This is a genomic window from Streptococcus oralis (assembly GCF_018448765.2).
Classification (GTDB): Bacteria; Bacillota; Bacilli; order Lactobacillales; family Streptococcaceae; genus Streptococcus; species Streptococcus oralis_BM.
In genome coordinates, this window is the sequence record NZ_JAHCMC020000001.1 from 467,869 (window position 1) to 487,416 (window position 19,548).

The window sequence follows — 19,548 nt, forward strand, 5'->3', positions numbered from 1 at the left end:
CAGAAAGGAGACAGTGAGTGATTAAAATCTATGACACCATGTCTCGTGATTTGCGAGAATTTGTCCCAATCGAGGACGGTAAGGTTAAGATGTATGTCTGTGGGCCAACCGTCTACAACTATATCCACGTGGGGAATGCCCGATCGACGGTAGCCTTTGATACCATTCGTCGCTACTTTGAATACCGTGGCTACGAAGTTGCCTATATTTCAAATTTCACGGATGTGGATGATAAGATTATCAATCGTGCCAAGGAAGAAGGCATCACGCCTCAAGAGGTTGCGGACAAGTACATCGCTGCCTTTCGTGAGGATGTGACGGCCTTGGGCGTCAAACCTGCAACTCGTCATCCGCGTGTAGTGGAGTTTATGGCGGACATCATTCGTTTTGTCGCTGACTTGATTGAAAAAGGTTATGCTTATGAGAGTCAAGGGGATGTCTATTTCCGTGTAGAAAAATCCCACAACTATGCTAAGTTGGCCAATAAAACCTTGGAAGATTTGGAGCTAGGTGCATCAGGTCGTACAGATGAAGAGACAGCTCGCAAGGAAAATCCTGTAGACTTTGCTCTCTGGAAGGCAGCTAAACCAGGCGAGATTTCATGGGATAGTCCTTGGGGGCCTGGTCGTCCGGGTTGGCATATCGAGTGTTCGGTCATGTCAACAGAGATTTTGGGCGATACCATTGATATTCACGGTGGTGGAGCCGATCTGGAGTTTCCTCATCATACCAATGAAATTGCCCAGTCAGAGGCCAAAACAGGTAAGACATTTGCTAACTACTGGATGCATAATGGCTTTGTCAATATCGACAATGTCAAGATGTCTAAATCCTTGGGGAATTTCATCACCGTCCATGATGCTCTTAAGACCATTGATGGTCAAGTATTGCGATTCTTCTTTGCGACTCAGCATTACCGTAAACCAATCAACTTTACTGAAAAGGCAGTGCGTGATGCAGAGACCAATCTCAAATATCTGAAGAACACTTACGAGCAACCATTTTCTGGGACTGTAGATGCTCAAGAATTGAAAGCCTTTAAAGACAAGTTTGTAGCAGCTATGGATGAGGATTTCAACTCCGCCAACGGTATCACAGTTGTCTTTGAAATGGCCAAGTGGATCAACTCTGGCAACTATGATGCAAGTGTTAAGAAAGCTCTTGCAGATATGTTGGAAGTCTTTGGGATTGTCTTTGTCGAGGAAGTTTTGGATGCGGACATTGAAGCCTTGATCCAAAAACGCCAAGAAGCGCGTGCAAATCGTGACTTTGCGACAGCAGACCAAATCCGTGATCAATTGGCGGCTCAAGGAATTAAGCTCCTTGACACCAAGGATGGAGTGAGGTGGACTCGTGATTGATGTCAATCTCATTAACGGGATTGCGCTGGCTTTTGAGGGAGATGCAGTGTATTCTATGTATATTCGCCGCCACCTCATCCTCAAAGGCATGACCAAACCCAATAAACTCCACCAAGAGGCGACCAAGTATGTGTCAGCTAGGGCTCAAGCTCGCCTGATTGCCCTCATGTTGGAGGAGCAAGTCCTGACGGAAAAAGAAGAAGAAATCTACAAACGAGGTCGCAATACCAATAGTCACACAAAGGCTAAAAATGCTGATGTGGTGACTTACCGTATGTCTACAGGTTTTGAAGCAGTGATGGGCTATCTCCATCTGACTGAAAATGTGGAGCGGCTAGAAACCTTAATTTCTTGGTGCATCCAAAAAGTGGAGGGCTAGAATATGATTGCAAAAGAACTACAGGACTGGTTTCCTGAAGCTCAGATTTCAGATCAGCCAGTAGAGAAACCGGGCTATCTCACTCTCCCTTTAGCTTCTAAGCAGTGGATTTTACTGGAGGAAGCTGGGCTCAGCGAGCGTGAAAAGCAGCTGGTTGCCCTTTTGACCCAGCAGGAGCAGGCTCGTTCGCTCAATCCTTGGTATCCTTATCTGATTGAGGGGAAGGGGCAGGCGCCTCAAACTTTTAAAAAGATTCAGCTGGTTTATTGCCATCTGTCTTATTTCCAACAGGAAAATCTATCCTCTTGGCTAGACATGATGCGGACTCTTTTTCCCAATTGCCAGACAGTGCTACAGGTCGGTGCTCAGGACTATGTATTTGTGCTTCAACAAGATAAGTACAGCTCTGTCCGCTCAATCCTATCTGATACGATTGAAGCGGTTGAGTATGACTTTGGTCTTCGTCTATCCATCATGTTGGGGCAGGTCTGGTCTCAGACAGGTCCTCAAGCCCTATCAGACTTAATTAAAGCGGAGCGAGATTTGTTTAAGACATGGTGGCGTCAGGGGCACCAAGGTGTACACACCTTTTCACAACTCTATCTTTGGAGTATGGGAGAAAGGATTGTGGACCTGAGAGTCATTAAAGAATGTCTGCACCAGATGATTTTGGATCAGGATCAGATTCAGGAAATTATCCTTTCTCTCTGGGAAAATAGTGCTGTCCTAACTAAAACAGCCCAGCAACTCTATCTGCACCGCAACTCTCTCCAATACAAGATTGATAGATGGGAAGAATTGACAGGACTTCAGTTGAAGGAGTTGACGGATCTCACTCTTTGTTATCAGTTGATTTTACCAGATATTCTTTAAAGTTTTGTGCAAGTTGCACAGAACTTTTTTATTTTTTTGGTCACCTTGCCATAGAAAAGTAAAGCGTTTTCATCTATAATAAAACTATCAAAAGACAAAAGGAGTTCACCTCGATGGTAGAATTAAATCTTAAAAACATTTACAAAAAATATCCAAACAGCGAACACTACTCAGTTGAAGACTTCAACTTGGACATCAAAGACAAAGAATTTATCGTTTTCGTAGGTCCTTCAGGATGTGGTAAATCAACAACTCTTCGTATGATTGCTGGTCTTGAAGACATTACAGAAGGTACTGCATCTATCGATGGCGTGGTTGTCAACGACGTAGCTCCAAAAGACCGTGACATCGCCATGGTATTCCAAAACTACGCTCTTTACCCACACATGACTGTATATGACAACATGGCTTTCGGTTTGAAATTGCGTAAATACAGCAAGGAAGATATCGACAAACGTGTACAAGAAGCAGCAGCAATCCTTGGTTTGAAAGAATTCTTGGATCGTAAACCTGCTGACCTCTCAGGTGGTCAACGTCAACGTGTTGCCATGGGTCGTGCCATCGTCCGTGATGCAAAAGTGTTCTTGATGGACGAACCTTTGTCAAACTTGGATGCCAAACTTCGTGTATCGATGCGTGCTGAAATTGCGAAGATTCACCGTCGTATCGGAGCTACAACTATCTACGTAACCCACGACCAAACAGAAGCGATGACTCTTGCAGACCGTATCGTTATCATGTCAGCAACTAAGAACCCAGCTGGTACAGGTACTATCGGACGTGTAGAACAAATCGGTACACCTCAAGAAGTTTACAAAAACCCAGTTAATAAATTCGTAGCAGGATTTATCGGAAGCCCAGCTATGAACTTCATCAATGTGAAATTAGAAGGCAATGAAATTGTTTCTGACGGTTTCCGCTTGAAAGTGCCAGAAGGTGCTTTGAAAGTTCTTCGTGAAAAAGGATATGAAGGTAAAGAATTGATCTTCGGTATTCGTCCAGAAGACGTGAATGCAGAGCCTGCTTTCCTTGAAACATTCCCAGAATCAGTTGTAAAAGCAACTATCTCTGTATCAGAATTGCTTGGTTCAGAATCTCACCTTTACTGTCAAGTTGGTAAAGACGAATTTGTTGCCAAAGTGGATGCTCGTGACTACTTGCAAACAGGTGCAACAGTTGAACTTGGATTTGACTTGAACAAAGCACACTTCTTCGACGTAGAAACTGAAAAAACAGTCTACTAAGCAAATGAAATGTCAAAACACTGCTAGAGAAATCTGGCAGTGTTTTTCTTTTAAATGCTTGTTATTGGTATAAAAACGGTTTTTTCTAGTTTTCATATCCTTAAAAAAGTGATAAAATGGTAGGAAGAATTGGAGAGTATAGATGCCGAAAGAAGTGAATTTGACGGGCGATCAGGTAGTCGCTTTAACGAAAGAATATTTAACAAAGGAAGACGTTGCTTTTGTACAAAAAGCATTGATTTACGCAGTTGATTGTCATAGTGGGCAGTTTCGGAAATCAGGTGAGCCCTATATTATCCATCCCATTCAGGTAGCAGGCATTCTGGCTAAGCTCAAGCTGGATGCCGTAACCGTTGCCTGTGGTTTTTTGCATGACGTGGTTGAAGACACAGATGCGACACTGGATGATTTGGAAAGAGAGTTCGGTCATGATGTTCGGATTATCGTTGATGGGGTGACCAAGCTTGGTAAGGTTGAGTACAAATCACTCGAGGAACAATTGGCTGAAAATCACCGCAAGATGCTTATGGCCATGTCAGAGGATATCCGTGTTATCTTGGTTAAATTATCGGACCGTTTGCACAATATGCGGACTCTCAAACACCTTCGAAAGGACAAGCAAGAACGGATCTCCAGAGAAACCATGGAAATTTACGCACCACTTGCTCATCGTCTAGGGATTTCCAGTGTCAAGTGGGAGTTAGAAGATCTATCTTTCCGTTACCTCAATCCAACTGAGTTTTACAAGATCACCCACATGATGAAGGAAAAACGCAGAGAACGTGAGGCTTTGGTCGATGAAGTCGTAACCAAGTTGGAAGAGTACGCTACCGAACGCAATCTCAAAGGAAAAATCTATGGTCGTCCTAAGCATATCTATTCGATCTATCGCAAGATGCAGGATAAGAAGAAACGCTTTGAGGAAATTTATGACCTGATTGCCATTCGCTGTATCTTAGATACCCAGAGTGATGTTTACGCCATGCTGGGTTATGTGCATGAACTTTGGAAACCCATGCCAGGCCGCTTCAAAGACTATATCGCTAACCGCAAGGCCAACGGTTACCAGTCTATTCATACGACTGTTTATGGGCCAAAAGGGCCGATTGAATTCCAGATTCGGACCAAGGAAATGCACGAAGTGGCTGAGTACGGGGTTGCGGCTCACTGGGCTTATAAGAAAGGCATTAAAGGGCAGGTCAACAGCAAGGAATCTGCTATTGGGATGAACTGGATCAAGGAGATGATGGAGCTCCAAGACCAGGCTGATGATGCCAAGGAATTTGTGGACTCTGTTAAAGAAAACTATCTGGCGGAGGAGATTTATGTCTTTACTCCCGATGGTGCGGTTCGCTCCCTTCCAAAAGATTCAGGACCGATTGATTTTGCCTATGAAATCCATACCAAAGTCGGTGAAAAAGCGACTGGTGCCAAGGTCAATGGCCGTATGGTTCCACTGACAACCAAGCTCAAGACAGGGGATCAGGTTGAAATTATCACCAACCCCAACTCCTTTGGTCCGAGTCGTGACTGGCTCAATATGGTCAAGACCAGCAAGGCACGCAACAAGATTCGTCAGTTCTTTAAAAATCAAGACAAGGAATTATCCGTTAACAAGGGCCGTGAAATGTTGATGGCCCAGTTCCAAGAAAACGGCTATGTAGCCAATAAGTTTATGGACAAGCGTCATATGGACGAGGTCCTTCAAAAGACCAGCTACAAGACGGAGGAGGCTCTCTACGCAGCCATTGGTTTTGGAGAAATTGGCGCTATTACCGTCTTTAACCGTTTGACCGAAAAGGAACGCCGAGAGGAAGAACGTGCCAAGGCCAAGGCGGAAGCAGAAGAGCTTGTCAAAGGTGGCGAAGTTAAGGTCGAGAACAAAGAAACCCTCAAGGTCAAGCATGAGGGTGGTGTGGTCATTGAAGGGGCTTCAGGTCTCCTAGTTCGGATTGCCAAGTGTTGCAATCCAGTGCCGGGTGACGACATTGTCGGCTACATTACTAAGGGACGCGGTGTAGCTATTCACCGTGTGGACTGTATGAATCTCCGTGCCCAAGAAAACTACGAGCAACGCCTCCTTGATGTGGAATGGGAAGATCAATTCTCAAGCAAGGAATACACTGCTCACATCGATATCTATGGTCTCAACCGTACAGGTCTTTTGAACGATGTTTTACAAGTTCTTTCAAACACTACCAAGAATATCTCAACCGTTAATGCTCAACCAACTAAGGATATGAAATTTGCTAATATCCATGTCTCATTTGGTATTTCCAACCTCTCTACACTGACTACAGTCGTGGACAAGATTAAGAGTGTGCCAGAGGTCTACTCTGTCAAACGGACCAATGGCTAATTGTCCTAGCTCTTACTAGAAAGGTTATTATGAAAATCATTATCCAACGAGTTAAGAAAGCCCAAGTGAGTATCGAAGGTCGGGTTCATGGAAAAATTAATCAGGGGCTCTTATTACTGGTCGGTGTTGGCCCAGAGGACCAAGAGGAAGATTTGGACTATGCTGTGAGAAAGCTTGTTAACATGCGGATTTTTCCAGACGCAGAAGGCAAGATGAATCTGTCTGTCAAGGATATTGAAGGAGAAATCCTTTCTATTTCCCAGTTTACTCTCTTTGCGGATACCAAGAAGGGTAATCGTCCAGACTTTACAGGTGCAGCCAAGCCGGATATGGCAACTGCCTTTTATGAGGCTTTCAACCAAAAGCTAGCTCAGGAAATGCCCGTTCAGACAGGTATCTTTGGAGCGGATATGCAGGTGGAGCTGGTAAATGATGGGCCGGTTACCATCGCTCTTGATACTAAAAATAGATAAGAAAACCAAGCCAGCTGGCTTGGTTTTTGTTTATAGACACTCCCATAAAGAGGTATGTTTGTTGTAAAAGTCTGGATAGTTTTCTCTTAGGTGGCTAGCCGTTATATAATATAAAGTAGAATGACAGGAAGTAAAGACTGGAGTAAGAGAGTAGAAATATTGAGGGCCAGTGATGGCTAAAAAGACAAATAATAGAAGGTCAACAGAGAGAATCGCTAAGTAATAAAGGCGAATTTTTTTGTTCATCTGAGGATAAATCTCAGAGAACTGTTTTTTGAGTCGGAAGACCAAGCGAGACAGCAGTAGTCCCTGAGCGAGGATGAAAATGAAGCAAAAAATCAGACCTCTCTCCAAAGAAAGTTCGTATCGGGGTCTGAAAGTTACCAACAGTAGCAAATCGCTGACTGCAATGGCTGCAAAATGGATTCTAAAGAGCTTTTTCATAGGAAGACCTCCCTCTTTTATCTAGCTTCATTCTACACAAAATGAATGGAACTTACAAGCAAAATAATAAAAAATCCCTGAAAGGAATTTCTTTCAGGAATAAGGGGTTAGTTGATTTTTTCGACATAGAGTTGTTTGGCGATATCAATGCTAACTTGGAGGTCTTCACCTTTGTTGACCAGTGTAAAGGTATTGGAAAAATTATCAAACTGCTTGACCTGGACTTGGTCACCGATATGAATTTCATGCTTTTCTAAGTATTTAAGCAAGTCAAAACTATCGTGAACCCGAGTCAGAAGATAGGTTCCAGCTTCCTTGGTCTCTGCTAGAGGTAAGTTATTGATTTCGACCAGGAGATCTCCCTTAGCCGGGATGGTTCCTCCGTGGGGACAGGTTTTAGGAAAGCCCAGGAGTTTATCCAGTCTCTCTACGAAAAGATCGGATACAGTGTGTTCTAGGACTTCAGCTTCTTCGTGGATCTGATCGCTGGTATAGTCGAGATGGTGAACTAGAAAGACCTCAATCAACCGGTGTTTGCGATAGAGCTCGGAGACTAGTTTGAGCCCAATATCTGTCAATAGATAGCCATTCTCCTTATCCTTGAGGATGAGATTTTCACTTTTCATGCGTTTGATCATCTCTGTTACGGCAGGTGGAGAGACTTGCATACGGGCAGCAATTTCTTTGTTGGTGATTTTTTGCATGTCCGTACCGATTTCATAAATACATTTTAAATAATCTTCTTTATTTGGCGTCATTCGTTTCCTCTTGTCTTTTCTCTCCATCTAGTATATCAAAAAAAGCTAGATTTCTCTAGCCTTCTGCCCTAATGGCTTTGATTTTAGTCCAGTTCTTTCACTGCAGCAATAGCAGCTTCAAAGTCTGGTTCCGTGTTGATGTTATCAACGTATTCTACGTAACGGATGACATTATCAGTGTCGAGAACAAAGACAGCACGCGCAAGGAGATGCCATTCGTTGATCAAGAGGGCATAGTCACGACCGAAAGAATGGTCAAAGTAGTCTGAAAGCATGATGGCATTGTCAAGGCCTTCAGCCCCACACCAGCGTCCTTGGGCAAATGGTAGGTCCATAGAAACAGTAAGAACGACGGTGTTGTCAAGGTTGGCAAGTTCTTGGTTGAATCGACGTGTTTGCGTTGAGCAGACACCAGTATCGATAGAAGGGACAACACTCAAGACTTTTTTCTTTCCATCAAAGTCAGCTAGCGTTTTTTTAGAGAGATCGGTTGTCGTAAGAGAAAAGTCAAGTGCCTTGTCTCCGACTTGCAGTTGTTTACCTGTAAAAGTTACAGGATTTCCGAGAAAAGTGGTCATGAAACTACTCCATTCTTTTTTCTTTTATTTTACCGAGAATTGTCAGATTTTTCCAATGATTTGATCGGAAATTAAGTGATAAAAAACGCCCATTCATGTGAGAATGACGTTTTTTAATGGATTATTTTGACAAACCTTCAGCAATCTTGTCAAGGTTGTATTTCATCATGCTGTAGTAGCTGTCGCCTTCTTTGCCTTCTTCAGCGATTGAGTCAGTGAAGATTTGTGCGTAGATTGGGATGTTTGTGTCTTGTGAAACAGTCTTCATTGGACGGTCATCGACACTTGATTCAACAAAGAGTGATGGAACTTTTGTTTGGCGAAGTTTTTCAACCAAGGTTTTGATTTGTTCAGGAGTACCTTCTTCTTCCGTGTTGATTTCCCAGATGTAGGCACTTGGAACACCGTAGGCTTTAGAGAAGTATTTGAAGCATCCTTCGCTGGTTACGATGAGTTTCTTCTCAGCAGGGATATTGTTAAATTTCTCTTTGGCTTCCTTGTCCAGTTTGTCTAGTTTTTCAGTATAGTCTTTGAGATTTTTTTCGTAGAATTCCTTGTTGCTAGGGTCCTTGGCAATGAGCTGTTTAGCGATATTTTTAGCATAAATCATCCCATTTTCAAGGTTGAGCCAAGCGTGTGGGTCTTCTTTGCCTTTCTCGTTTTGGCCTTCAAGGTAGATAACATCAACGCCTTCGCTGACTGCAAAGTAGTCTTTGTTTTCAGTTTTCTTGGCATTTTCGACCAATTTGGTAAACCAAGCATTGCCACCAGTTTCAAGGTTGATACCGTTATAGAAAATCAAGTCAGCTTGAGAAGTTTTCTTAACGTCTTCAGGAAGTGGTTCGTATTCGTGTGGGTCTTGACCAACAGGAACGATACTATGAAGATCAATCTTGTCACCAGCGATATTTTTGGTAATATCAGCGATGATTGAGTTTGTAGCAACAACTTTTAGTTTTTGACCAGAAGCCGTATCTTTTTTTCCGCTAGCACATGCTACAAGAGCAATGACGGAAAGAAAGAGTACAAGCAATGTACCTAATTTTTTCATTAGATTCCTCCAGAAGGGTTTCCCCGTTATTTAATGATTTTTTTGTTTTTCAGTTTCAAGTATCGTTGCTTAGGAGAGATAAAGAAACTGATTAGAAAGAAGCTGGCGGATGTGAGCACGATGCTCGATCCTGCTGCGAGATTGAAACTATAGCCGATAAAGAGCCCTACAACAGAAGCCAGAGCTCCTAGGCCTGATGAAAGAAAAATCATGCTCTTTAGGCTATTAGCATAAAGGTAAGCCGTCGCAGCTGGGGTGATCAACATGGCCACGATAAGAATGGTTCCAACACTTTGCATGGCGGTGACGGATACAAGGGTCAAGAGCACCATGAGTAGATAGTGGTAGAAATTAACGGGCATTCCCATTGCTTTAGCCAGGAGCTCGTCAAAGGATGTAATCAATAGTTGTTTAAAGAAAATCCCAATAATCAAGAGAATCAATGCCCCCACACCAATGGTAATCCACATGTCCGTATCTTGGACAGCGAGGATATTCCCAAAAAGGATATGGAAGAGGTCTGTCGAACTCTTGGCAACACTAATCAAGATGACACCTAGGGCTAAGAAAGATGAAAAGGTAATACCAATGGCAGTGTCACTCTTGATGATAGAGTTTCCCTTGATGTAGGTAATGATGATGGAGGCCATCAAGCCAAAGATAATGGCTCCAATAAAGAAATCAATTCCCAGGATAAAGGAAAGGGCTACGCCGGGCAAAACGGCGTGAGAGATGGCATCTCCCATGAGAGACATACCACGTAGGATGATAAAACATCCCACAGCACCAGCAACAACTCCGATGACAATAGCTGTGATCAAGGCGTTTTGTAGGAAATGGAAATGTTGCAATCCATCGATAAATTCTGCTATCATAGGCCACCTCCATTGAAAAAGAGTTTGCTACCGTAGGCCTTTTTGAGATTGGCCTCGGTAAAGGTTTCTTCGGTCGGACCAAGGTCTATTAATTCTCGATTGAGAAGCAAAACTTGGTCGAAATAATGGGGGACTTTGCTGAGGTCATGATGGACGATGAGAACTGTTTTACCAGCTTTTTTAAGATCTCTCAGTGTATTCATGATAATCTCTTCACTAACCGAGTCAATCCCGACAAATGGCTCATCTAGAAAGATGTAGTCTGCTTCCTGCACTAAGCAACGGGCAATCAACACACGTTGGAATTGTCCTCCTGAGAGCTGGCTGATTTGGCGATCAGCATAGTCTGAAAGTCCAACGATTTCAAGTGCATCTGCCACTTTTTTCCAGTGGCTGGCTTTTAAGGTGTGAAAGAGTGGGATGGATGGATAGAGTCCCAGAGAGACGCATTCCTTGACCTTGATAGGGAAATTGTAGTCGATATGGATTTTTTGCTCGACATAGGCAACTCGATTTAAAGATTTCTTGACTTCTTTGTCATCGAGAAAGGCCTGACCTTCATGTGGGATAATTCCCAACATACCTTTTAATAAAGTTGATTTTCCAGCACCATTTGGACCAATAATTCCGGTAATAGTTGGTCCGTGGAGCACTAGTGAAATATCCTTTAGTGCCAGCGTTTCTTTGTAGGAGACACTGAGGTTTTCGATACGTATCATACAGTTGTATTCCTCCTATCTTTTAATATACCTTAAAAAAAAAATTAAGTCAAGTTAATTTTTGAAAAATTTAAAATAATAACTGAAAAATGAGAGACCGTTTTTAATTGCATTCCCAAGTGTTTTCTGCTAAGCTAAGAATAAGTGAAAAAATGAAAGCGAGAACAAGATGACACGTTATCAAGATGATTTTTATGATGCAATCAATGGCGAATGGGAAAAAACAGCTGTCATTCCGGCTGACAAATCTCGAACAGGTGGTTTTATTGACCTTGATGAGGAAATTGAAGAGTTGATGCTGGCGACTACGGGCAAGTGGTTGGTCGGTGAAGAGATCCCGGAGGATGCTATCCTCGCCAACTTTGTTAAGTACCATCGTATGGTACGTGATTTTGACAAGAGAGAAGCTGATGGGATCAAGCCTGTCCTTCCTCTACTTAAGGAATACCAAGACTTGGAGAGCTTCGCAGATTTTACCAGCAAACTGGCAGAATTTGAACTAGCAGGCAAACCAAACTTCCTTCCATTTGGTGTATCACCAGACTTTATGGATGCCAGAACCAATGTTCTCTGGGCTAGTGCACCAGGAACAATCTTGCCAGATACAACCTACTATGCTGAAGACCATCCTCAGCGTGAGGAGCTCTTGACGCTTTGGAAGGAAAGTACTGCGAATCTTCTCAAAGCCTATGATTTTTCAGAAGAAGAAATCGCAGACCTACTAGAGAAACGATTGGAATTGGACCGTCGCATTGCGGCTGTGGTGCTTTCTAACGAAGAAAGTTCAGAATATGCCAAACTCTACCATCCATACGCTTATGAAGATTTCAAGAAATTTGCTCCTGCCCTATCTTTGGATGATTTCTTCCAAGCAGTGATTGGACAGACTCCAGACAAGGTTATCGTAGATGAGGAACGTTTCTGGCAAGCAGCAGAGCAATTCTATAGTGAAGAAGCGTGGCCTCTACTCAAAGCAACCTTGATTTTGGGTGTGGTCAATCTCTCAACCAGCTATCTCACAGATGAGATTCGTGTCCTATCAGGTGCCTATGGTCGCGCCCTTTCAGGTGTTCCAGAAGCTCAGGACAAGGTCAAGGCAACTTATCACTTGGCCCAAGGACCTTTCAAGCAAGCTCTTGGTCTCTGGTATGCGCATGAAAAATTCTCCCCAGAAGCTAAGGCTGACGTAGAGAAAAAAGTAGCGACTATGATTGACGTTTATAAGGAACGCTTGGCCAAGAACGACTGGCTCACACCTGAAACGCGAGACAAGGCCATTGTCAAACTCAATGTCATCAAGCCTTATATCGGTTATCCAGAGGAATTGCCAGAACGCTACAAGGACAAGGTAGTGGATGAAACTGCCAGTCTCTTTGAGAATGCCCTAGCCTTTGGGCGTGTGGAAATCAAGCACAGCTGGAGCAAGTGGAACCAACCGGTTGATTACAAGGAGTGGGGCATGCCAGCACACATGGTCAATGCCTACTACAATCCTCAGAAGAACTTGATTGTCTTCCCAGCGGCTATTTTACAGGCTCCATTCTATGACTTGCATCAATCGTCTTCTGCCAACTACGGTGGGATTGGTGCTGTTATTGCCCACGAGATTTCTCATGCCTTTGACACAAATGGTGCTTCTTTTGATGAAAATGGTAGCCTCAAGGATTGGTGGACAGAGAGTGACTATGCTGCCTTTAAAGAAAAAACGCAGAAAGTTATCGACCAGTTTGATGGGCAAGAATCTTACGGTGCAAGAATCAACGGGAAACTAACCGTGTCTGAAAACGTTGCTGACTTGGGCGGGATTGCTGCAGCCCTCGAAGCTGCTAAGAGAGAACCAGACTTCTCAGCTGAAGATTTCTTCCACAACTTTGCTCGTATCTGGCGCATGAAAGGCCGTCCTGAGTTGATGAAACTCATGGCCAGTGTCGATGTCCACGCACCTGCCAAACTCCGTGTCAATGTCCAAGTACCAAACTTCGATGACTTCTTTACAACTTATGATGTCAAAGAAGGCGACGGTATGTGGCGTTCACCAGAGGACCGTGTGATTATTTGGTAAAACAAAAACCAAGGATAGCATCCTTGGTTTTTTACTTGCTAGAAAAAGGGATTAAAAGTCTTTTCGTGAGCGATAGTCGTAGCTGGACCATGCCCAGGATAGACATCGTAGTTAGGAAGAGTAAAGAGTTGCGTCTGAATGCTATGGAGGAGTTGTTCCGTGCTACCTGTAGGAAGGTCTGTCCGTCCGATGGTTTCTCGGAATAGAGCATCTCCGGTCAAGACTAGATGGGCATCAGGAAAGACCAGGGAAACACCGCCAATAGAGTGCCCTGGGGTTGGTAGAACTGTAAAACGAAATTCCTCAAGCTGGTATTTCTCATGAAAGACAAAGGTGTGTTCTGCTGGTTTTGCGACCACATCTGCCATATCGTCGTGACGAGGTAGCCCAGAGAGATTGTCAACGGGGGTATAGAGCCAGCTAGCTTCACTCTCTGCTACATAAACTGGAGGATTTTCAAAAGTCTCGCGAACCAAGTCTAGACTCATAATATGGTCGTAGTGGGTGTGGGTCAGGAGAATCGCACAGACTGGTTTGTTGATTTTCTCAATAGTCTTGCGAATAGCTTCCCAATTGCTACCTGGGTCAACCACAATCAGGTGTTGATCTCCTTCCAGGTAATAAGTATTTTCATAGGCAACGGGATTCACGGTTTTATGGATTTTCATACTGGCTCCAATCTCAAAGAATGTACTAAACTAAGTATAGCATAGAAGAGGATACTTAGAGTATCAGAAAGTCTTTTTTGATTGATGGGTTGGTATCTTTAGTTGTATTTTAAACCGTCATAATTAAAGGTTTCAGAAGGAAACCAGTCTTTCAATCTTTAATTAATTATCATAAAATTGAATTTTAAGCTTGCAATTAAGGCGACTTGTTGATATAATGAAGACATAAATTAATATAAAGGGAGTTTCACATGGCTTTAATTCAATTAACACCAGAAGATTTGCGTACATCTGCTCAAAAGTACACTCAAGGTTCTGAGGAAGTAAGACAAGTTCTTCGTACATTAAGCAACGAACAAGAAACTATCAGAAGTAACTGGAAAGGTTCAGCTTTTGATAGCTTTGACCAACAATTTACAGCATTGTCTCCAAAAATTGAGGAGTTTGCGACTTTGCTTGATGAAATCAATGCACAGTTGCTTAAAGTTGCGGACATCGTTGAACAAACTGACCAAGATATTGCAGCACAAATTAATTAATTTGTTTGTTTGTTATAAATGGCTTTAGGAGGGCGAGAGCCTTCCTATTTTTTATAGTGGATATGATTGAAAACTAAAATGGGAAAGAATAGAATTTATAAATATGTAGGAAGTAGTCTGTTGGCATTAGGATTGCTGGCATTGATGGTTTTTTTGAATCTATCTGTTCAAAAAAATACAACTATTCATAATGAGAATAGTGCAAAAGTAAACCAACAGACCAAATTAAATGTGGCTATTGTAAATGAAGATAAGCCTGTCTATGTTGATACAAAAGAGTATAACCTAGGTGCTAGTTATGTAAAAAATATCGAGCGTGATAATTCACAGAACTGGTCTGTTGTCCCTCGTGGAGCAGCTGATTCTGGGTTAGAAAGTGGGAAATACCAACTCGTTTTAACAATTCCTAGTGACTTTTCTGAAAAAATACTCGATATTAACAGCATCAATGTTGATAAGACAACTATCAATTATAAGGTAAACGCGCAAGGAAATTTGCAAGTAGAAAACGATGCAAATAAACTAGCAAAAGACATTGTTGCTGATTTGAATGGTCAGTTAGTCGATATGTATATGGCTAGTATTTTGGACAATCTTTACACTGCACAAAAGAATGTTCAAGCTAGTTCACAGATACAAGCAACCAATATCGGAAACTATCGTACGAATTTATATAATACAGCTATCAACTCTAAAAATCTTTTCCCAACCCTCTATACTATGTCTAGTTCCTCTGTTGACTCCAACAGTGCTTTAAAGACAGGCTTGGAGAGCTACTCACAGATTTTTGATCGTTTTGATGTTTCGCAGATTGCTTATGGCAAAAATTTTGCTACTCTGCTTCAGAATAGAGTAGATGAGAAGAAAAATTATGCGGATATTATCACCCAGCTCATCTCTCAGAGTCGGGAAGACGTTCAGGGACAAATTAAAACTTATAAGGAATTAATTGAAGCTCAAGGTAGTCTGACTTCTAATATAGATGGAACAGCAGCAACTTCTGATGGTACGTCACCAGAAGTTGGGTCTTCCTATAAAGCAGTAGCAGAAAATATCAGCAAAGAGATTGATAGTTTACAGACCAATCTGACAGATGAAAGAACAAAGTTTGAAAATCATAAAAAGGATATTCATAACTTTATTGATGAGAAATTAGCCACTTACTATGGAACAAGTGAGAAGAGCAAAATCACTCTTGATCAATTTTTGGATAAAGCTGCAAACAAGGACCTAGAGAAGGCTGAAGAATCTCTCAAAGAGCAGTTGGCTTCTGCAATCTCAGAATTACCAAAAGAAAACTTCAGTGGAAAAGAATTTAGTGGTTTTGGTATGACACCGATCACAATTCCTTCTGTAGACTATACTGAATTAAAAACAATCAAAGAACCTGGTGACGAGATCAATTCGACTGATTTGAAGAATTTGGAAAATCTGGCAATCACGAGTACGAGTGCTGTTGGACGAACAGGAACAAAGGCTAAGGTATCATGGAAAGCTGAATCAGGAGTGACAGTTCACTCCGTTACTTATGATGGTACACCAGTTGAGTTTGGTCAAGAAATTGATTTGAAGACGGGTGGGACTTTTAAAGTAGCCTATAGTGTTGCAGAGACAACCTCAGCTACAACTACAGGTTCAACCGGGACTCCAAGCCCAGCTCCAAAAGCAGAGCTAAAATCAATTAATATTTCCTTGAATGATGTCCAAGCAGCTAGTGCTCCAGTAGATGTGTTACGTGTTCAGCAAGCAGCAGTGACTTATGGACAAAAGGTTCAAAAAATAGCTTCTGACTACCAAAAGGTAGAAGCACTCACACAAGCATACAATACTGTCAAAGAGTTACGAAATAGTGATGTAACAGATGCTTTGTCAAATATTTGGTTTGAAGCTATTAGTTCAAATCTGAAGAAGTATGAAGACAGCTTAACTACACCTGCTAGTGATACAGAAACTGATGGTGCTAAAGGAAAAGTAGATAAAGCCTTGTCAGAACTGACTACACTGAAGCCTGTTCTAGAAAAAAATGTGCAGGATGTTTTGGCTACCAACCAAGAATTGGATACCAAAATCAAGGGACAGTTAGTCTTGTACGAGCAGTTGGAAAAGAAACTAGATGATTTGGTTGAGAAGCAAGGGGGAGGCAATGCTGCTTTTGAAGAGACTAGTAATCAACTGACAGCTCTGAATACTGAGTATGCAGCTCTCTTATCAGAAACTACGGGTGTGAAGGAATCTTCTCAAAGTAATGTCAAAGCTGCAGAGTCTGTGAATGAGACTTTAGGTAATTTCAATCGTGAATTGTCAAACGCTCAAACAAGTACTGAAAAGTTGTCTCAAGATGCTGACTCCTTGATGACGCAGTTTAACGAAGAATTGACTAACAATGGAAACTTTGTAGAATCCTTTGTGAAGGTTCTGAATAATGCCTATCAAAATGGGGTACCAAATGAAGTATTGTTGAACTTCTTATCCAACCCTGTTACCCAAAATTCTACTTCAGTGAAAGCGACTGTCAATGTTTACCGTCCATTTACATGGATTTTACTATTGGAGATTGTTAGCCTCTTTACCGCCTATCTGTTTGCAACTCAAAACGTTATTCGCAAAGTCAAAGATAAGTTCAAACTTGATAAGTTACATGATACAGACTTGATGACGGTAACAATCCTATCTGCTTTAAGTCTCGTTGTCGGATTAGTAGTTGGTGTTGTATCAAGTGTTCAGCTACAGGTTGGTCGTGAATATCAACCATCTTGGGTTCTATTAATTGTTTTAGCAGCATTTGTACTGATTCAAGGACAATATCTATTGCTTAAACATTTCCGAGTGATTGGTATGGGACTCTCCTTCTTTATGATGATTAGCTTTGTCTACCTATCAAATGCTATTGGGACAACAGCAAGTCTAACTGGTTTCCCAGCCTTTATCAAAAACCTCAATGCGTTATCGATATTAGAAGGTTTGCTCTCAGGATACTTTGATGGACATCCAGCAGCAATTATCGCTTTTGTTGCAACGATTGTTGTCATAGCTGTTTTACTTGTTATAAATGTTTTTATCAGAGAAAGTAGTTTGTGGTTTCAAGCAAGTCAAGCTGAGAAAGAATAGAAAATAGAAATATGAAGAAAATCATTCTTTTCCTTCTTACTTTAGTAACATGTGCAGCAGTCTCTGTGGCTGCTGCAGATGATTTGAAGGATAACAGTCTGCAGATTGATGATTCCCGACTTGAAAAGAAAGAGGGATTGAAATTTGGTCTACAGTCTGAACAAATCAAGGAGCTTTTTAATGAAGCAACTCAAAAGAGGTTGCAGGACATGCAACAGCATCAAGAGGAACAGTTGATCACAGAAAGGGGCCAACTGTTTTCTGCTATACAGAGACCAGTGAAAAAATCTTCTGAAGAACAGTTGTTTCAGCCCAATGCTCAAAAAACGATTAAATTTCAAACAAATATAGGCCATGTAGAAAAAGGTGGTCTGAATGACTTTCTTCCAGAGATATTCTATGTGGTGTTGATTTTCTTGCTTTTTGGAGCAACGGCAGTAATGAGTTATCGTGTGACGGTAGAAGGGATGGACTAATTTTACAACTAGTCTGTCTAAATAACTTAGAAAAGGATAAACCAGACATAGGAGGCGTGTAAAAGGTGGAGCAACATATCAATATTACCCTACGTTTGAGAGAAAGAGATGTGGATATTCGCATTCCACGGCGAATTGAAGTGCGCCGGCTGGTGCGAGAAGTGGATACGATTTTTAATCCAGGTATCAAGCGAAAAAAATATCAATTAAGAATTGTCAATAAAGGTTTGTTGATTGATGAAGGGAAACATCTGTCTGATTATCCTATGACGACAGGAGATTTAGTAGAAATTGAGGAGATATAGGTGGCTGAAGAAAAATTTGAATTTGGTGGACAGTCGTTTGTCTATGAAAAAAATGAAACAAACTGGGAATTAAAACTCAAACGTTCAGATGTTGCGAGTCAAGATTTACGGGAACTGTTGCTATTGGATTTGCATCATCCATTCTTTTTGGAGCAATCGATGGTATCTGATGAGGATAGCGTCACCTTTTCTTATCAAGTCGAAGCTCATGGACTGACTTATGAGGAAATAAAGGAACGTACCATTTCGGAAAGAATCCGTTTGGCCCTAAACGTTTTTCGTCTAGAGGGCGCTTTGGAGTTACCTGTGACTTTCCTTTTGCACCCAGTAAATCTCTTTATTACTAAGGATGCTCAGGCTAAGATTGCTTATCGTGGAATTCCTGGTCTTATGGTTCCTCAATCAATATCCTCAGAAGATTTTTTACGCCAGGCTAAATGTTTTACAGTAACACTATTTAGCGATTTGGACTTTATGGACCTTTACAATGGTTCCTTGGAATTAGAGACCTTGCCAGACTTCTTAAATGACCTATGTCAGGCAGATGATATAGAGGCTGCAGTAGCTATTTTGGAGAAGTACTATACGGAGAAGGCTGCGAAAGAACGGGCAGACTTGGTCTTGGTTCCAAGTAGACGTCATCGTGTCTTTAAACTGGCAACGATTTGGTTAACAGCCAGCGTTGTCTTGCTAATCGTTCCACTGATCTATCTGATTTTTGTGCAAAATCCTTTCAAAGAAAAGATGTTGCAGGCTGATACTGCCTTTATTAAAGTGGATTATAGTGGTGTTATTACAGAATTAGAGAGAATTGATCCAGCTAGCTTGCCGAATACGCAAAAGTATGAGTTGGCTTACTCTTATATTCAGGGGTTGGAATTTGCTTCTGAACAAAAGAAAGTCATCTTGAACAACGTAACACTCAAGTCAGATGAGCTTTATTTGACTTACTGGATCCAGGTTGGGCGCAATCGTTTTGAAGAGGCTCTTGATATTGCGAAACGGATTAACGACAGTGACTTGATTCTCTATGCTTTGACTCAGGAAATCAAGCAGGTTCGAGAAGATGGCAACTTGTCAGGGAAAGATCGTGAAAGTAAGTTGAATACTTTGGAAAGCGAGTATAAGAAATACTGGGATAGTCGAAGTGAGCTACTAACGAGTGAATCGAGCTCCAATGTTTCTACAACTCCTAACCCTCAAGACAAGGCTTCTGAAAGCAAACCGTCATCTGAGAAGAAACCTGTTCCAAGTAGCTCCTCTAGCAATTAAAGTA

Annotated in this window: 19 protein-coding genes; 12 read left to right on the forward strand and 7 right to left on the reverse strand. The window is 41.8% G+C overall.

Annotated features, from left to right (window positions below):
- Nucleotides 1-17 precede the first annotated feature (17 nt).
- From cysS to dtd, 6 genes are all read left to right on the forward strand, one after another.
- Nucleotides 18-1,361, forward strand: coding sequence for a cysteine--tRNA ligase (gene cysS, locus KIH88_RS02205; protein ID WP_033605982.1), 1,344 nt, complete (start codon nucleotides 18-20; stop codon nucleotides 1,359-1,361).
- On the forward strand, nucleotides 1,354-1,740 hold the full coding sequence (locus KIH88_RS02210) for a Mini-ribonuclease 3 (protein ID WP_033605981.1): 387 nt from the start codon (nucleotides 1,354-1,356) through the stop codon (nucleotides 1,738-1,740). The genes cysS and KIH88_RS02210 overlap by 8 nt, the downstream gene beginning before the upstream one ends.
- Nucleotides 1,741-1,743: 3 nt before the next feature.
- A complete protein-coding gene (locus KIH88_RS02215) occupies nucleotides 1,744-2,613 on the forward strand; it encodes a helix-turn-helix domain-containing protein (RefSeq protein ID WP_033605980.1) in 870 nt (289 codons plus the stop codon).
- Nucleotides 2,614-2,726: 113 nt separating this feature from the next.
- Nucleotides 2,727-3,857: an ABC transporter ATP-binding protein gene (locus tag KIH88_RS02220; protein WP_000229937.1), complete on the forward strand. Its 1,131-nt coding sequence runs from the start codon at nucleotides 2,727-2,729 to the stop codon at nucleotides 3,855-3,857.
- A 142-nt stretch (nucleotides 3,858-3,999) separates the two neighbouring features.
- Nucleotides 4,000-6,216 carry a RelA/SpoT family protein gene (locus KIH88_RS02225; RefSeq protein WP_001123776.1) on the forward strand — a complete coding sequence of 739 codons (2,217 nt, stop codon included), beginning with the start codon at nucleotides 4,000-4,002 and terminating at the stop codon, nucleotides 6,214-6,216.
- A 29-nt stretch (nucleotides 6,217-6,245) separates the two neighbouring features.
- Nucleotides 6,246-6,689, forward strand: coding sequence for a D-aminoacyl-tRNA deacylase (gene dtd, locus KIH88_RS02230; RefSeq protein ID WP_213988291.1), 444 nt, complete (start codon nucleotides 6,246-6,248; stop codon nucleotides 6,687-6,689).
- A gap of 30 nt (nucleotides 6,690-6,719) precedes the next feature.
- Here the strand turns inward: dtd and KIH88_RS02235 are convergent, their stop codons facing one another.
- The 6 genes from KIH88_RS02235 to KIH88_RS02260 all read right to left on the reverse strand — a co-directional run bounded on the left by KIH88_RS02235 (nucleotide 6,720) and on the right by KIH88_RS02260 (nucleotide 11,114).
- The gene (locus KIH88_RS02235) at nucleotides 6,720-7,133 is read right to left on the reverse strand and encodes a hypothetical protein (RefSeq protein WP_000732783.1); all 414 of its coding nucleotides are present in this window, start codon (nucleotides 7,131-7,133) and stop codon (nucleotides 6,720-6,722) included.
- A 107-nt stretch (nucleotides 7,134-7,240) separates the two neighbouring features.
- Nucleotides 7,241-7,891, reverse strand: coding sequence for a metal-dependent transcriptional regulator (locus KIH88_RS02240; RefSeq protein ID WP_213988290.1), 651 nt, complete (start codon nucleotides 7,889-7,891; stop codon nucleotides 7,241-7,243).
- 83 nt (nucleotides 7,892-7,974) lie between these two features.
- A complete protein-coding gene (tpx, locus tag KIH88_RS02245) occupies nucleotides 7,975-8,469 on the reverse strand; it encodes a thiol peroxidase (protein WP_000206541.1) in 495 nt (164 codons plus the stop codon).
- 121 nt (nucleotides 8,470-8,590) lie between these two features.
- Nucleotides 8,591-9,520 carry a metal ABC transporter substrate-binding protein gene (locus tag KIH88_RS02250; protein WP_000733087.1) on the reverse strand — a complete coding sequence of 310 codons (930 nt, stop codon included), beginning with the start codon at nucleotides 9,518-9,520 and terminating at the stop codon, nucleotides 8,591-8,593.
- Between the two features lie 26 nt (nucleotides 9,521-9,546).
- Nucleotides 9,547-10,395: a metal ABC transporter permease gene (locus KIH88_RS02255; RefSeq protein WP_213988289.1), complete on the reverse strand. Its 849-nt coding sequence runs from the start codon at nucleotides 10,393-10,395 to the stop codon at nucleotides 9,547-9,549.
- Nucleotides 10,392-11,114 (reverse strand): metal ABC transporter ATP-binding protein, encoded by a 723-nt coding sequence (locus tag KIH88_RS02260; protein ID WP_000619139.1) that lies wholly within the window; start codon nucleotides 11,112-11,114, stop codon nucleotides 10,392-10,394. The genes KIH88_RS02255 and KIH88_RS02260 overlap by 4 nt, the downstream gene beginning before the upstream one ends.
- Before the next feature lie 169 nt (nucleotides 11,115-11,283).
- Between KIH88_RS02260 and KIH88_RS02265 the strand changes: the two genes are divergently transcribed.
- Entirely contained in the window at nucleotides 11,284-13,176 is a 1,893-nt protein-coding gene (locus tag KIH88_RS02265) for a M13 family metallopeptidase (protein WP_213988288.1), read from the forward strand.
- Nucleotides 13,177-13,214: 38 nt separating this feature from the next.
- Here the strand turns inward: KIH88_RS02265 and KIH88_RS02270 are convergent, their stop codons facing one another.
- Nucleotides 13,215-13,844: an MBL fold metallo-hydrolase gene (locus KIH88_RS02270; protein WP_213988287.1), complete on the reverse strand. Its 630-nt coding sequence runs from the start codon at nucleotides 13,842-13,844 to the stop codon at nucleotides 13,215-13,217.
- 251 nt (nucleotides 13,845-14,095) lie between these two features.
- On the opposite strand from KIH88_RS02270, the gene KIH88_RS02275 reads away from it, so the two are divergent.
- From KIH88_RS02275 to essB, 5 genes are all read left to right on the forward strand, one after another.
- Nucleotides 14,096-14,383, forward strand: a complete 288-nt coding sequence (locus KIH88_RS02275; protein WP_213988286.1) for a WXG100 family type VII secretion target — start codon at nucleotides 14,096-14,098, stop codon at nucleotides 14,381-14,383.
- 78 nt (nucleotides 14,384-14,461) lie between these two features.
- A complete protein-coding gene (esaA, locus tag KIH88_RS02280; RefSeq protein ID WP_213988285.1) occupies nucleotides 14,462-17,491 on the forward strand; it encodes a type VII secretion protein EsaA in 3,030 nt (1,009 codons plus the stop codon).
- An 11-nt stretch (nucleotides 17,492-17,502) separates the two neighbouring features.
- The gene (gene essA / locus KIH88_RS02285; RefSeq protein ID WP_213988284.1) at nucleotides 17,503-17,967 is read left to right on the forward strand and encodes a type VII secretion protein EssA; all 465 of its coding nucleotides are present in this window, start codon (nucleotides 17,503-17,505) and stop codon (nucleotides 17,965-17,967) included.
- A gap of 65 nt (nucleotides 17,968-18,032) precedes the next feature.
- The gene (locus KIH88_RS02290; RefSeq protein WP_000434883.1) at nucleotides 18,033-18,272 is read left to right on the forward strand and encodes an EsaB/YukD family protein; all 240 of its coding nucleotides are present in this window, start codon (nucleotides 18,033-18,035) and stop codon (nucleotides 18,270-18,272) included.
- A complete protein-coding gene (essB, locus tag KIH88_RS02295) occupies nucleotides 18,273-19,544 on the forward strand; it encodes a type VII secretion protein EssB (protein ID WP_213988283.1) in 1,272 nt (423 codons plus the stop codon).
- The last annotated feature ends 4 nt before the right edge of the window (nucleotides 19,545-19,548 follow it).